Annotated in this window: 13 protein-coding genes; 6 read left to right on the forward strand and 7 right to left on the reverse strand. The window is 74.5% G+C overall.

What is annotated here, in order from left to right:
- Nucleotides 1-119: 119 nt before the first annotated feature.
- Both RDV89_RS04695 and RDV89_RS04700 read left to right on the forward strand, forming a co-directional pair.
- The gene (locus RDV89_RS04695) at nucleotides 120-1,553 is read left to right on the forward strand and encodes an HNH endonuclease signature motif containing protein (protein ID WP_315731783.1); all 1,434 of its coding nucleotides are present in this window, start codon (nucleotides 120-122) and stop codon (nucleotides 1,551-1,553) included.
- On the forward strand, nucleotides 1,546-2,316 hold the full coding sequence (locus tag RDV89_RS04700) for a 2-phosphosulfolactate phosphatase (RefSeq protein WP_315731784.1): 771 nt from the start codon (nucleotides 1,546-1,548) through the stop codon (nucleotides 2,314-2,316). The genes RDV89_RS04695 and RDV89_RS04700 overlap by 8 nt, the downstream gene beginning before the upstream one ends.
- Before the next feature lie 65 nt (nucleotides 2,317-2,381).
- Here RDV89_RS04700 and RDV89_RS04705 read toward each other — a convergent pair whose 3' ends face one another.
- The 5 genes from RDV89_RS04705 to kdpA are packed head-to-tail and all read right to left on the reverse strand — an operon-like array spanning nucleotide 2,382 to nucleotide 9,721.
- Nucleotides 2,382-2,702 (reverse strand): hypothetical protein, encoded by a 321-nt coding sequence (locus RDV89_RS04705; RefSeq protein ID WP_315731785.1) that lies wholly within the window; start codon nucleotides 2,700-2,702, stop codon nucleotides 2,382-2,384.
- Entirely contained in the window at nucleotides 2,699-5,263 is a 2,565-nt protein-coding gene (locus RDV89_RS04710; RefSeq protein WP_315731786.1) for a sensor histidine kinase, read from the reverse strand. Before RDV89_RS04710 ends, RDV89_RS04705 begins: the two co-directional genes overlap by 4 nt.
- A 46-nt stretch (nucleotides 5,264-5,309) precedes the next feature.
- Nucleotides 5,310-5,924, reverse strand: coding sequence for a K(+)-transporting ATPase subunit C (gene kdpC / locus RDV89_RS04715; RefSeq protein WP_315731787.1), 615 nt, complete (start codon nucleotides 5,922-5,924; stop codon nucleotides 5,310-5,312).
- Between the two features lie 30 nt (nucleotides 5,925-5,954).
- A complete protein-coding gene (kdpB, locus tag RDV89_RS04720; RefSeq protein ID WP_315732218.1) occupies nucleotides 5,955-8,012 on the reverse strand; it encodes a potassium-transporting ATPase subunit KdpB in 2,058 nt (685 codons plus the stop codon).
- Between the two features lie 44 nt (nucleotides 8,013-8,056).
- Complete coding sequence (gene kdpA, locus RDV89_RS04725) at nucleotides 8,057-9,721, reverse strand: potassium-transporting ATPase subunit KdpA (RefSeq protein ID WP_315731788.1); 1,665 nt, start codon at nucleotides 9,719-9,721, stop codon at nucleotides 8,057-8,059.
- Nucleotides 9,722-9,980: 259 nt separating this feature from the next.
- On the opposite strand from kdpA, the gene RDV89_RS04730 reads away from it, so the two are divergent.
- Nucleotides 9,981-10,583, forward strand: a complete 603-nt coding sequence (locus tag RDV89_RS04730; protein WP_315731789.1) for a DUF6928 family protein — start codon at nucleotides 9,981-9,983, stop codon at nucleotides 10,581-10,583.
- A 28-nt stretch (nucleotides 10,584-10,611) separates the two neighbouring features.
- On the opposite strand, the gene RDV89_RS04735 is transcribed toward RDV89_RS04730, so the two are convergent.
- Nucleotides 10,612-10,932 (reverse strand): hypothetical protein, encoded by a 321-nt coding sequence (locus tag RDV89_RS04735; protein ID WP_315731790.1) that lies wholly within the window; start codon nucleotides 10,930-10,932, stop codon nucleotides 10,612-10,614.
- A gap of 495 nt (nucleotides 10,933-11,427) precedes the next feature.
- On the opposite strand from RDV89_RS04735, the gene RDV89_RS04740 reads away from it, so the two are divergent.
- From RDV89_RS04740 to RDV89_RS04750, 3 genes are read left to right on the forward strand one after another with little or no spacing between them, the layout of a single operon-like run.
- The gene (locus tag RDV89_RS04740; protein WP_315731791.1) at nucleotides 11,428-12,183 is read left to right on the forward strand and encodes a sulfite exporter TauE/SafE family protein; all 756 of its coding nucleotides are present in this window, start codon (nucleotides 11,428-11,430) and stop codon (nucleotides 12,181-12,183) included.
- Nucleotides 12,180-12,812 carry a GyrI-like domain-containing protein gene (locus RDV89_RS04745; RefSeq protein WP_315731792.1) on the forward strand — a complete coding sequence of 211 codons (633 nt, stop codon included), beginning with the start codon at nucleotides 12,180-12,182 and terminating at the stop codon, nucleotides 12,810-12,812. Before RDV89_RS04740 ends, RDV89_RS04745 begins: the two co-directional genes overlap by 4 nt.
- Nucleotides 12,809-13,363 carry a GNAT family N-acetyltransferase gene (locus RDV89_RS04750; RefSeq protein WP_315731793.1) on the forward strand — a complete coding sequence of 185 codons (555 nt, stop codon included), beginning with the start codon at nucleotides 12,809-12,811 and terminating at the stop codon, nucleotides 13,361-13,363. Before RDV89_RS04745 ends, RDV89_RS04750 begins: the two co-directional genes overlap by 4 nt.
- Here the strand turns inward: RDV89_RS04750 and RDV89_RS04755 are convergent.
- Nucleotides 13,339-13,884 carry a tetratricopeptide repeat protein gene (locus tag RDV89_RS04755; protein WP_315731794.1) on the reverse strand — a complete coding sequence of 182 codons (546 nt, stop codon included), beginning with the start codon at nucleotides 13,882-13,884 and terminating at the stop codon, nucleotides 13,339-13,341. The two genes, RDV89_RS04750 and RDV89_RS04755, sit on opposite strands and share 25 nt — an antisense overlap.
- Nucleotide 13,885: the final 1 nt, after the last annotated feature.

Consider the following 13,885-nt stretch of genomic DNA (forward strand, 5'->3'; position numbering starts at 1 on the left):
GGCCGGGGCGCTGTGGACGGGTGGCGGGGTGGCCGCGCCTCCGACGATCTAGGATCTAAACCTCATCTGACCTGGGAAAACGGTTGTTCTTCGAACATCTGAGCGAGTAGGATCGGCCCATGACCGCCGCCCTCGACCTCGTCGACCGGGCGCCCCTGCCCGCCGACGTCCTGGGGGAGGTGCGGGCCGCCCGGACGGCCGCCGACGCCGCCGAGGTGCGGATCCTCGAGCTGGCGCTGGAGTGGGCGTACGCGCACCCGGCCGCGCCCGGAGCGGCTCACCCGGGCGCGGCGCACCCGCTGACGGGGACGTCGGCCTACGTGGAGCCCGTCGGTCGTCTCGACGAGGACGACGTGGTGGCTGGCGGGTGGTTCGACCTGCCGCAGGTCGCCTGGGACGCGCCGGCCGCGTTCGCCGCGGCGAGCGGCACCACCACGGCGGCCGGGGCGCGGCTGATCCGCGACGTGCTGCAGCTCGCGCACCGGCTCCCGCGCACCTGGGCCGCCACCCGCGCCGGGCGCGTGCCGGCCTGGCGTGCGCGACGGGTCGCGGACGCGGTGGCGGGGCAGCCGGGCGACGTCGCGGCGTACGTCGACGAGCACGTGCACGAGAGCGCCGGCACCGTCGGCGCCCGCACGTTGGCACGCATGGTGGACGAGGCCATGCTGCGGCTGCACGCGGAGGACCGCGAGCTCGAGCAGCTGGCGGAGCTCGACCGGCGCCACGCCACGCTGCACGTCGAGACGCTCAACCACACCGGGCTGGTCGAGATGAGCCTGCGCGGCGACTACGTCGACCTGGCCGCGCTCGACGCGACCCTCGACGAGGTCGCCGACGCGCTGGCGGACCCGCGGCTCGCGGACCTCGTCGGGCTGGCGGGGTGCGCGACCGCCGAGCGCAAGGGCGTACGCCGGTCGCTGGCCGTCGGTGTGCTCGCCGACCCCGCAGCCGCGGAAGCGCTCCTGGCTGCGGCGCGATCCGGTGAGGCCGACGCGCGGTCGAGCGCCCGCCCCGGCAAGCGCGCCGTCGTGCATCTGTACCTGTCCGAGGCGGGGTTCCTCGGGCTCGATCCCGTCGCCCGGCTCGGTGGGGCAGCGGGCGGGTCGGGGCTCCCGGTGCTCGTCGAGCAGGTACGCGACTGGCTCGCGCGCCGCGACACGCACGTGACGGTGCGGCCCGTGATGGATGCGGCGTCGACGTGCTCTAGCGACCGGTACGAGATCCCCGACCGACTGCGTCAGCAGGTCCTGGCGCTGCACACGACCTGCATCTTCCCGTGGTGCGACACCGCGGCCGAGGCCTGCGACCTCGACCACCTCGACCCCTGGCGCGACGACGGCAGCGGCGGGGCCACCGCGAGCGACAACCTCGCGCCGCTGTGTCGACACCACCACCGGCTGAAGACCCTCGCGGGATGGCGGGTCAGACGGCTCTGCGCCGGCACGTACCTGTGGACCGACCCGCACGGGCGCACCTACCTGCGCCTGCCGGTGGGGACGTTCACGCTGGATCCCGAGTCCTCGGCGGCCGGTAGGTTGCGGCCGCGTGACTGATCTCTTCGGCCAGGGTGGGCACCAGGTGCGTCTCGACTGGGGGCCGACGGGCGCCGTCGTCGCTCGGGCCGACATCGCGGTGGTGGTCGACGTCCTGAGCTTCTCGACCTCGGTGACCGTGGCCGTCGAGCGGGGCATGCGCGTCTACCCGTACCGCTGGCGCGACGAGCGGGCAGGGGAGTACGCCGCGTCGCGCGACGCCGTCCTGGCCGTCGGGCGCCTGGAGGCCGCGAGATCCGGAGCGACCCCGGCTCCGTCGCTGTCGCCGGCCGGGCTCCTGCGCTGCGCACCCGCGCCGCGACTGGTCCTGCCGTCTCCGAACGGGTCGACGATCGCGGCGGCGCTCGCCGGGGCGGGCTCGCGGGTCGTCGTCGGATGCCTGCGCAACGCGCGTGCGGTGGCGCGCTGGCTCGTCCCGGAGCTCGACGCCGGGCACAGCGTGGTGGTCGTCGCCGCCGGGGAGCGTTGGACGGAGGACGACTCGCTGCGGCCGGCGCTCGAGGACCACCTGGGCGCCGGCGCTGTCGTCTCCGCGCTGGCGGCGACCGGCCACGGATCGGGGCTGAGCCCGGAGGCTCGGGCGGCGGCCGAGCTGTTCGACGTCGCCCGCACGACGCTGACGGAGCGTCTGCGTGACTGTGTCGGTGGTCGCGAGCTGTACGCCAAGGGCTTCGGCGCCGACGTGGACGTCGCCGCTGCGTTCGACGTCTGCGACGTCGTCCCGGTGCTCGAGGACGAGGCGTTCGCGGCGACGTCGCGCTGAGCCGCTCTCCTGACCACGTGCAGACGCAGCGCCGATAATGGACATTATGTCAAGTTGCGCCGGTGTCAGTCGAGAGGATCCCGGTCGAGCACCTCGACGTGGACGATGCGGCCGTCGACGAGATCGAGGACCAGCATCCCCGGCCACGGCGGGTCGAGCTCGACGTTCTCGTGGCCCGGCCCGTACGTCCCGTCCGGCTTCGGCGCCGTGTAGAAGCTCTGGCAGAAGTCGTCGCCGCATCCGCACGCGGCGACCACCCGCAGCGTCTCGACCTGGGCCGCGAGCAGCGCCGCGTCCTCGGCCAGCAGGGCCACGTGGAGCTGCCGCGCGAAGTTCGGCCACCGGTCCACCAGTCGCGGCGATGCGGCGTCGCCCGGCTCGGTCACGGCGCCCCGCCCGTGTCGCTGGACGACGATCTCCCGGCTGCTCCCCCGGCGCCCGCCGGCTCGGGCCGAGCCACGTCGGCCCGCGGCAGTGACAGCACCATCGTCAGCCCGCCGCCCGGGGTGTCCTCGGCGCCGAGCGTCGCGCCGACGGCCTCGCTGAGCCCCCGGGCGACGGCGAGACCCAGTCCCAGGCCGCCGTGCGAGGTGTCCCCCAGTCGCTGGAACGGTTCGAACATGCGTTCGCGTTCGGCGGGCGGGACGCCGGGCCCGCGGTCGACGACGAGGACGTCGACGCTGTCGGCGAGCGCGTGGACGAGCACCCGCACCGGGGCGCCGGCCGACACGCGTACCGCGTTGGCGACCAGGTTGGCGACCACCCGTTCCAGCAGGCCGGCGTCGGTGACGACCATCGGCGCGTCCTCGTCGAGCTCGAGGCGCACGGGGCCGTCGATCCCCGTGACGGCCAGCGGCAGCACCTCCTCCAGGGACCGCGGGGCCAGGCGCGGGCGCACGAGACCGGCCTGCACGCGCGAGAGGTCCAGCAGGTCGTCGATCAGCCGCTCGAGCCGGGCGGTGGCCGACTCCAGCGAACGGTCCAGGTCCGCGCGGTCGTCCGGGTCGAGGTCGGCGCCGTGCGCGAGCCCGTCGACCGAGGCGCGGATGGTGGCCAACGGGGTGCGCAGGTCGTGCGAGACGGCCCGCAGCAGCGCGGTCGCCGTCGCCTCGGCCGACTCGAGCGTCGCCGCCCGCTCCTCGCGCGCCCGGAGGCGTCGGTACTCGAGCACCAGCGAGGTCTGCGTGGCGAAGGCCTCGAGCACCCGCCGGTCGGTCGCCCGCAACGGCTCGCCGCACAGCGCGAGCGTGTGGTGCTCGTCGACCGCGACCCGGGTGTCCCCCGCGTCGGGCGTCGCCGCGCAGGGACCGCCCGCCGCGGCCACGACCGACCACCCCGTCGGGTCGCGACGCAGCAGCGAGACGGACACCTGGCCGAACGTCTCGCGCAGCCGCGCCACGATCGCCTCGGCCGTGTCCTGGCCGGTGAGCACGGAGCGCGACAGGGCGCTCATGGTGGCTGCCTCGGTACGCGCGCGGAGCGCGTCCGCCGCGCGGCGCGAGGCCCGGTCGACCACCGTCGCCACACCGACCGCCACGGTCACGTAGACCACCAGCGAGACGACGTTGGCGGGTTCGGCGACGGCGAGGCGGCCGGTCGGAGCGGTGAAGAACAGGTTGAGGGCGAGGAAGCTGAGCAGCGCCGCGGCCAGCGCGGGCAGCAGGCCGCCGACGAGGGCGACGACGACCGTGCCGGCCAGGAAGAGCATCTCGGCCAGCGGCAGCTGGTGGGTCTCGTCGAGGGCCTGCAGGACGAGCGTGCTCGCGACCGGGAGCAGCATCGCGGCCAGCCACCCGGCGACCTGCCGCGCGCGGCTCAGTGGCGAGAGAGCGGGTCGACGCCACGCCGTGCTGCGCGAGACCTCGTCGTGCGTGACGAGGTGGACGTCGATCGCGCCGGCCAGCGAGGCGATCCGGTCCCCCGTCGTGCCCGTGAACAGCTGGCGCAGCCGACCGTGACGCGACACGCCCACGACGATCATCGTGGCGTTGGCGGCGGTGGCGAAGTCGACGACGGCCTCCGAGACCTCCTCCCCCGACACCGAGTGGAACGTGCCGCCGAGCGAGGCCGCCAGCTGCTGCAGACGGGCGATCCGGGCGGGGGCGTCGACGCGCAGCCCGTCCGCGGCGATCACGTGCACCACCAGCAGCTCGGAGCCGGCGGCGCGCTGGGCGAGACGGGCCCCGCGGCGCAGCAGCGTCTCGCTCTCCACGCCACCCGTGACGGCGACGACGATGCGCTCCTTGGTCGGCCACGTGTGCTCGATGCGGTGCGCGCGCCGGTAGTCCCCGAGGGCGTCGTCCACCCGGTCGGCCAGCCACAGCAGCGCCAGCTCGCGCAGCGCCGTCAGGTTGCCCACCCGGAAGTACGACGTCAGCGACGCGTCGATGTTGTCGGCCCGGTAGATGTTGCCGTGCGCCATCCGGCGGCGCAGCGCCTCCGGCGACATGTCCACCAGCTCGATCTGGTCGGCCGTGCGCACCACCTCGTCGGGGACCGTCTCGCGCTGGCGCACGCCCGTGATCCGCTCGACCTCGTCGTTGAGCGACTCCAAGTGCTGGATGTTGACCGTCGTGACGACGTCGATGCCCGCCGCGCGGATCAGCTCGACGTCCTCCGCGCGCTTGCTCCGCGGGCTGCCGGGCACGTTCGTGTGCGCGAGCTCGTCGATGCACACCACGTCGGGCCGGCGGGCGATCACGGCGTCCGTGTCCAGCTCGGTGAAGACCGTGTCCCGGTACTCCACCTCGCGGCGCGGCACGACCTCGAGCCCCTCGAGCTGCTGCTCGGTGTGGGGTCGGCCGTGCGTCTCCACGTAACCGACCACGACGTCCGTGCCGCGTGCGCAGCGTCGGCGGGCCTCGCCGAGCATCGCGTACGTCTTGCCCACCCCGGGCGCGCCACCGAGGTACACCGTCAACCGGCCCCGGCGCTTCGGCTCTGCCATGCCCCCATCCTCTCCCCTGCGCCCGCTCCCCCGGACCGACCTCGACCTATGCGCCGGCAGCCTCCCGCACGGCGATGTTGAGCAGCAGGACGTCGACCCGCGGCTCGCCCAGGACGCCGAGCGACCGTCCCTGGGTGTGCTCGTCCACCAGGGCCCGCACCTCGTCCTGGGCGAGGTCGTTGGCCGCGGCCACGCGCGCCACCTGCAGGTCGGCGTAGGCCGGCGAGATGTGCGGGTCGAGCCCGGAGCCCGACGCCGTGACCGCGTCCGGCGGGACGGCGGCGACGTCGACGCCCTCCCGCTCGGCGACCTCGAGCCGGGCCGCCTCGATCGAGGCCAGCAGCTCGGGGCTCTCCGGCCCGAGGTTCGACCCGTAGGTGGACAGCGGGTCGTAGCCGTCCCCGGCCGCCGACGGCCGCGGCTGGAAGAGCGCGTCGTCCTCGACCAGCTGGCCGAGCAGCACCGAACCGACCGCCTCGTCCGGGTCGTTCGTGCGGGTGCCGTCCTCGCGCACGAGCGATCCGCCCGCGCTCCAGGGCGTGGCGACGGCGGCGACGCCGGTGATCAGCAGGGGGTACGCGAGCCCGAGCAGCAGCGTCGCCGCGAGCAGGACGCGGAGACCGGCGAGGCTGGTCCGGAACAGGTCGTAGAGGTCCTTCATGACGGATGGCTTCCTTCTGGGACGACCGGCTCAGAGACCGGGGACGAGGGAGACGAGCAGGTCGAGCAGCTTGATCCCGACGAACGGGGCGACGAAGCCGCCGAGGCCGTAGAGCAGCAGGTTGCGCCGCAGCAGCGCGTCGGCGGCCGCAGGTCGGTAGCGCACGCCGCGCAGGGCCAACGGGATCAGCGCGACGATCACCAGGGCGTTGAACACGACCGCCGAGACGATGGCGGACCCGGGGCTGGACAGCCGCATGACGTTGAGGCCGTCGAGCTGCGGGAACGCGACCACGAACATCGCGGGAAGGATCGCGAAGTACTTCGCGACGTCGTTGGCCACCGAGAACGTCGTCAGGGCACCGCGGGTGATGAGGAGCTGCTTGCCGATCTCCACGACCTCGATCAGCTTGGTGGGGTCGGAGTCGAGGTCGACCATGTTGCCGGCCTCCTTGGCCGCGGTCGTCCCCGTGTTCATGGCGACGCCGACGTCGGCCTGGGCGAGGGCCGGGGCGTCGTTGGTGCCGTCGCCGCACATCGCGACCATGCGGCCGCCGGCCTGCTCCCGGCGGATCAGCGCCATCTTGTCCTCGGGCGTGGCCTCCGCGAGGAAGTCGTCGACCCCGGCCTCCCGCGCGATCGCCGCGGCGGTGACGGCGTTGTCGCCGGTGATCATCACGGTGCGGATGCCCATGGCGCGCATCTCGCCGAACCGCTCGCGGATGCCCTCCTTGACGACGTCCTTGAGGTGCACCACGCCGAGCAGGCGCACCGGTCCCGCACCGATCTGCTCGGCGACGACCAGGGGCGTGCCGCCCGAGGCGCTGACCGTCTCGACGGCGTCGAGGACCGCCTGCGGCTGCGAGCCCCCGCTCTCCCGGGCCCAGGCGCACACCGCGGACGCCGCGCCCTTGCGTACCCGCCGGTCGCCGTCGTCCAGGCCGCTCATCCGCGTCGTGGCCGAGAACACGACCAGCGTGGCCCCGGCCGGGACCTCGCGCCCGGCGCCCAGCAGCTCGACGATCGAGCGGCCCTCGGGGGTCTCGTCGGCCAGCGACGACAGCAGCGCGGCCTCGACGAGCCGTTCGCGGGGTACGCCCGGCACCGTCAGGACCTCGTGGGCGCGGCGGTTGCCGTGGGTGATCGTCCCGGTCTTGTCGAGCAGCAGGACGTCGACGTCCCCGGCCGCCTCGACGGCGCGCCCCGACATGGCCAGCACGTTGCGTCGCACCAACCGGTCCATGCCGGCGATGCCGATCGCGGAGAGCAGCGCCCCGATGGTGGTCGGGATCAGGCACACGAGCAGCGCGGTGAGCACGAGCACCGACTGCCGGGCACCGCTGTGGTCGGCCACGAAGTAGAGCGACGTGCAGACCGCGACGAAGACGACGGTGAGCGAGCCCAGCAGCACGTTCAGCGCGATCTCGTTCGGCGTGCGCTGGCGCTGGGAGCCCTCGACCAGGGCGATCATCCGATCGACGAAGGACTGGCCCGGGTCGGAGGTGATCCGCACCGCGATGCGGTCGGAGAGCACCGTCGTGCCGCCCGTGACGGCGCAGCGGTCGCCGCCGGACTCGCGGATGACCGGGGCGGACTCCCCCGTCACGGCCGACTCGTCGACCGACGCCACACCCTCCACGACGTCTCCGTCGCCCGGGATGCGCTCGCCGGCCGCGACGACCACGACGTCACCGGCCCGCAGGTCCGTGCTGGCGACCTCGTCCGTCGCCAGGTCGAGCAGGCCGCGGCCGCCCCGCGACCCGCCCCCGCGGACGCGTCGGGCGGTCGTCTCGGTCTGGAGGGCACGCAGGCTGGCCGCCTGGGCCTTGCCACGGCCCTCCGCGACCGACTCGGCCAGCGCCCCGAAGAGGACGGTGAGCCACAGCCAGACGGTGACCGCGACGCCCAGGACGCTCGGGTCGAGCGCCGTGAGGACCGTGGTCGCCGCGGCGCCGAGCTCGACGACGAGCATCACGGGGGTGGCCAGGAGTGCGCGCGGGTCGAGCTTGCGCAGGGCGCCGGGCAGGGCCGCGCCGAGCTGGGCGGGGCCGAGGATGCTGCTCGGGGTCCGGTCGACGGCCGCGTTCACGGCACGGTTCACGGCAGGGTTCACGACAGGGTTCGGGGCAGGGTTCACGACAGGGACTCCACGATCGGGCCGAGGGTGAGGACGGGGACGTACGTCAGTCCGACGACGACCACCGCCACACCGGCGAGGAGGGTGACGAACAACGGGCGGTGCGTGGTGAGCGTCCCGGTGCTCGGCGGCAGCGGCTGCTGGGAGGCGAAGCGGCCGGCCAGCGCCAGCACGACCACCATCGGCACGAAGCGCCCGAGCAGCATGCACAGGCCCAGGAGGGTGTTCCAGAACGGCGTCCCGGACGTCAGGCCGCCGAACCCGGAGCCGTTGTTGTTGGACGCCGAGGTGACGGCGTACAACGCCTCCGACAGGCCGTGCGGGCCGGACTCCTGCAGGCCGGCCAGGCCCGCCGGGGCGGTGATCGCCACGGCGATGCCGGTCAGCAGGACCAGTGGCGTCGCGAGGACGTAGGCGGCGACCAGGACCATCTCGCGCTGGCCGACCTTCTTGCCGAGGTACTCCGGCGTCCGGCCGACCATCAGGCCCGACAGGAAGACCGTCAGGACGGCGAGCACCAACATCCCGTAGAGGCCGGAGCCCACGCCGCCGGGGGCGATCTCGCCCAGCATCATGAGGAACATCGCCACCCCACCGCCCGGTGCGGTGAGCGAGTCGTGCATCGCGTTGACCGCGCCGGTCGACGTCCCGGTGGTGACGGCGGCGAACAACGCCGAGCCGGCCGTGCCGAAGCGGGCCTCCTTGCCCTCGAGCGCTCCCCCGGCCAGTGCGGGCGCCGACCCGGGCCCGGCCATCTCGGCCCACGTCAGCAGTCCGACGCCGATCACGAGCAGCAGCGTCATCACGGACACGACGGCGACGCCCTGGCGGCGGTCCCCCACGACGTGCCCGAAGGCCCACGCCATCGCGAACGGCACGAGGAGCATCAGGAAGATCGCGAGCAGGTTCGTCAGCGGCGTCGGGTTCTCGAAGGGGTGCGCCGAGTTGACGTTGTAGAAGCCGCCGCCGTTCGTGCCGAGCTGCTTGATCGCCTCCTGGCTGGCCACCGGTCCGCCGGTCAGCATCTGCACCCCGCCGCTGAGCGTCGCCACCGCCCGCGGAGCCAGCAGGTTCTGCACGAGGCCGCCCAGCACCAGCAGGACCGCGGAGACGACGGCGAGCGGCAGCAGGACGCGCAGGACGCCGCGGACGAGGTCGGTCCAGAAGTTGCCGACGCGTCCACGGCCCCGGTCACGGGCCAGCCCGCGCGCGAACGCGGCGGCCACGGCCATGCCGACGGCCGCCGACACGAAGTTCTGCACGGTGAGACCGGTCATCTGCACCAGGTGGCCCAGGGCCGCCTCGCCGGAGTACCACTGCCAGTTGGTGTTCGTCACGAAGCTCACCGCGACGTTCCACGCCCCGTCGGCCGGCAGCGACCCGTTGCCCAGCGACAACGGCAGGTGCTGCTGCAGGCGCCCCAGCGCGTACAGGGCCAGGACGCCCACCAGCGAGAAGCCGAGCACGGAGACCGCGTAGGTCCGCCAGTGCTGGTCGGCGTCGGGGTCGACACGCAGCACCCGGTAGACGCCACGCTCCACGCGCGTGTGCTCCGGCGAGGTGTAGACCCGCGCCAGGTGGCGTCCCAGCAGCGGGACGGTGAGGATGAGGACGACGACCAGGACGGCGACCTGGCCGAGTGCGGGCCACGGCTCGCTCACCGCCCACCGCCGGAGGTCGCGTCGTCGTCCCCGCGCGCGGCGAGGAACCCTGTCAGAACGGTGAGCGCGGCGAACACGCCGAGCGTCAGCCCCAGGAGCACGAGATCGGTCACGGGACCGATTCCTAGTCCTGCCCCGCAGGCGCCGACGGCGTCCTTGACGACCTCCATACGCCCCGCCGCCGGACCCTGACGGTTCCTTGACGCCCGTGTGGGACCGCTCACGCCGCCGCGGACACGGCGCGGACTAAGGTCACGGCGTGGGCCTGAACCTCTCCCTGCTGGTGCTCTCGCGCGACGGCCGGCTCGACCTGACGCGACCCTCCGCCACGCCCGGGGAGGACGCCGAGCGGGTGGTGCGGCGGCTGTTCCCGCGCACCGCGTACCGCCGCACCCAGGCGCGGCCCCTGCTCGAGACCGCGTTCCCGCCGCGGGGCACGCCGGTCGTCGGGGTCTTCGCCGACGGCATCCTGGTCGCGACGCGGGACGCCCACCTCTACGACCCGGTGATCCTGCACCGCCGCTACCAGGGGCTCCGGGGGATCGACGTGGTCGAGGGGCTCGACGGGCTCGACGACCTGCGCCTGCTGACCTCCGCGTCGGTGAACGACATGGTCGCCTACGGACGCTGGCGCTCGGGAGAGCTGACGAGGTGCTTCTCGGTCAACGCGGTGGCAGGCGTGTGGCGCGACCAGGGCACGCCGGACGCCTTCGAGGGCGGCCTCCCCGTCACGCCCGACCGGTGGCTCGACCTGGCCAACGCCGCGCTGGCCTCGGTGCTGCGCCTCCAGGGCGACGCGGCCCCCGGGCTGCCCGGCGCCGTCGCCTGGGAGGACGTCGAGATGCAGGTGTTCACCCGCTGAGGGTGGCGGGTCAGGCCGGTCAGGCCGGTCAGGCCGTCGCGCCCAGGAAGCCGGCCACGACCGGGGCGACGGCTGCGGCGTCGAGCGCGTGGCCGGACGCGTCGACCACGCGCCGGGTGGCGCGCGGCAGCGCAGCCGCGACGGCTCGGGCGGCGGCGTCGAAGAAGTCGACCCCCAGCGCCGGCAGGTGCGGGTCCGGGGTCGACCGCGTCAGGAGCAGCACCTCCTGCCAGATCCCGGCGAGGCGACCGGTCGGAGGGGCTCCGCTCTCCCCCAGCACGGCCGCGTCGTGCGCGAGCGTCGGCGCGAGTGCGACCAGGGCCGGCCAGAACGGTGCACCCGACGCCACCTCGATCTCCTCGTCGCTCGCCCCGCCGAGGCGCGTGAACGCCGCACGGCGTCCGGCTCCCTCACGCAGTAGGGCACGTCGTAGACCACGAGGCGGTCCGTCACCACCCCCGCCGCGGCCGCCTCGAGCGCCGCCAAGTCCTCGACCTCGCGCCGCACCGCGTACGGGGCGGTGTCGTCGCTCGCACCCCGCCCGCGGCGGGCGTAGTTGAACACCGTGAAACGGTGCCCCAGCGCGTCCGCGAGCGGTGCGTTCTCCGCGGCGTCGTCGAGGCCGCCGCCGACCAGCACCACCGCCGGTCCGGAGCCCGTGCGCCGGTAGGCGATGCGTGTGCCGTCGGCCGAGGTCACCGTCGTCGTCTCGTCGTCCATGGCGGTGTCGACCTGCGACCCGACGAAACTGATCGCAGCCCCGCGTGCCCCCGGCCCGACAGGCGGCGTAGGTTCACGAGCGTCCGCGACGGCCGCGGCGCGTGCACCCGAGGAGCCGGGCCCGATGACCCTCGTCGAACAGCTGGTGGTCCTCGCCGCCGGTTTCGGCGCGGGCGTCCTGACCTCCACCGTCGGCGTCGCCTCGCTGCTCAGCTTCCCCATCCTCGTCGGGATCGGCCTGCCCCCGGTGGTCGCGAACGCGACCAACACCGTCGGCCTCACGCCCGCCGGTCTCAGCGGCTCCTGGGGGTACCGCTCCGAGCTGCGCGAGCAGCCGCGGGTGGCGTGGGTGGTGATCGTGACCTGCGCCCTCGGCTCGATCGGCGGCGCCGTCCTCCTGCTCGCGCTCGACCCGAGCGTGTTCGAGAGCGTCGTGCCCTGGCTGATCCTGTTCACGTGCCTGCTCGTGGGCGTCCAGCCGCAGCTGTCGAGGTGGTTGCGGCGGCGTGGGGCCGAGGCGGAGCCGCGCACCGACGCCGGACCGGCTACGACGCTGATGTCGGTGGTGGTCGGCGTCTACGGCGGCTACTTCGGGGCCGGCTCCGGAGTGATGATGGTGGCGGTACTCGGCTTCGGCCTCGACCTGGACCTGCGGGTGGTCAACGCGCTCAAGACCCTCGCGGTGGCCGCCGCCAACGTCGTGGCCAGCCTGATCTTCCTCGTGGTCGCCGACCTGGCGTGGACGGTGGTCGGCCTCCTCGCCCTCGGGTCGATCGTGGGCGGCTACGTCGGGTCGCGGATCGGTCGTCGCCTCCCGCCGACCCTGCTGCGCTGCCTCATCGTCGCCGCCGGCATCGCCGCCGCGGTGGTGCTGTCGTGAGCGCGCCCGAGCGGCTCGACGTGCGCCGGGACCTGGACCACTACCGCGCCCGGCGCGGGGAGTTCCGCGACCTGGTCGTCCCCGCCCAGCGCTACCTGATGGTCGACGGTGCCGGGGACCCGAACACCGCTCCCGCATACGCCGAGGCCCTCGCGGCGCTCTACCCCGTCGCGTACGCCGTGAAGTTCGTCAGCCGCGCGGCCGGCCACGACCACGTGGTGCCGCCGCTGGAGGCCCTGTGGTGGGCGCCGGACCTGGCGATGTTCACCACCGCGCGCGACAAGTCCGCGTGGTGCTGGACCGCGATGATCCTGGTCCCCGACCACGTGCCCGACGCCCTCGTCGAGACCGCCGTCGCCGCCGTCGCGGCGAAGCCCCGCCCGACGGCTCTCGACCGGTTGCGCCTCGATCGGCTCGACGAGGGCCGGTGCGTGCAGACCCTGCACGTCGGGCCCTACGACGACGAGGGTCCCGTGCTCGCCCGGCTGCACGACGAGGTGCTGCCCGCCGCGGGGCTGCAGCCCACGGGCCGGCACCACGAGATCTACCTCGGCGACCCGCGACGCACCGCACCCGAGCGGCTGCGCACCGTCCTGCGGCAGCCGGTCGCGTACCTTCGACCCTCGTGAGCGTCCCGACCACGTGGGCCACGCGCCCCGAGCGGCCCGGCGACCCCGCCGACGCCGCCGCGGTGCGCGCAGTGGTCACGGCGGCCTTCCCGAGCACCGCGGAGGCCGACCTGGTCGACGCCCTGCGCCTCGACGCCGACGCGTGGGTCGAGGGGCTCTCGCTCCTCGCGTGCTCGCCGCAGGGCGAGGTGGCGGGGTACGCCCTGCTGACGCGCTGCCGGGTCGGCGGCGAGCCGGCCCTGGCCCTCGCGCCCTGCGCGGTGCTCCCCGCCCACCAGGGCGCCGGCGCCGGCTCCGCTGCGACCCGCGCCGCGCTCACCGCTGCACAACGGCGCCTCGCGGACGCCCCGCGGCACGAGGACGCCGAGAACCTCGTCGTCGTGCTCGGGCACCCGCGCTACTACCCGCGGTTCGGGTTCACCCCCGCGTCGGGCCACGGCGTGCGCGCGCCGTTCGAGGTGCCCGACGACGCGTTCCTCGCGCTGGCGCTCGACCCCGGTCGTCCGACGCCGCGGGGCACGGTCGCCTACCCGTCGGCGTTCCGCGTCTGATCCTCGTCGGGTCGCCCTTGGCGCAGCCACGCGGCGACGCCACCCAGCCCGGGCGCCCAGCGGCCGAGGTCGGTGACGTCGGCGTGCTCGACCACCACCCCGAGCAGGTCGGCGACCGCCTCGTCCGGGCGTCCGGCGTCGAGCAGCGTCAGCGCGCGGAAGACCCGGACCGCCTCCGAGCCCGGGAACAGCCGGGCCGCCTCCACGAGCACCTCCAGCGACGCGTCGTGCTCCCCCAGCCACCGCAGGGTGCTCGCGTACTGGCACAGGCAGCGTCGCAGCGCGTCGCCCTCGAGGCCGCCGTCCAGCGCCTGCTCGTAGAGCCCGCGGGCCGTCTCCTCGTTCCCGGCGGTGTCGTGCGCGCCCGCGAGCTCGAGCAGGGCGACGGGGTGGTCGCCGAAGCGAGCGGCCAGCTCGGTGAAGTACGCGATCGTCGGCGCCATGTCCGCCCGATCGCGCTGCGCGTAGCCGCGCGCGACGGCCGCTAGCAGCGCCTCCTCGTCCTGCGGGTGCGCGCCCACG

This window comes from Nocardioides imazamoxiresistens (assembly GCF_032378595.1).
In the GTDB taxonomy this organism is placed as follows: domain Bacteria; phylum Actinomycetota; class Actinomycetes; order Propionibacteriales; family Nocardioidaceae; genus Nocardioides; species Nocardioides imazamoxiresistens.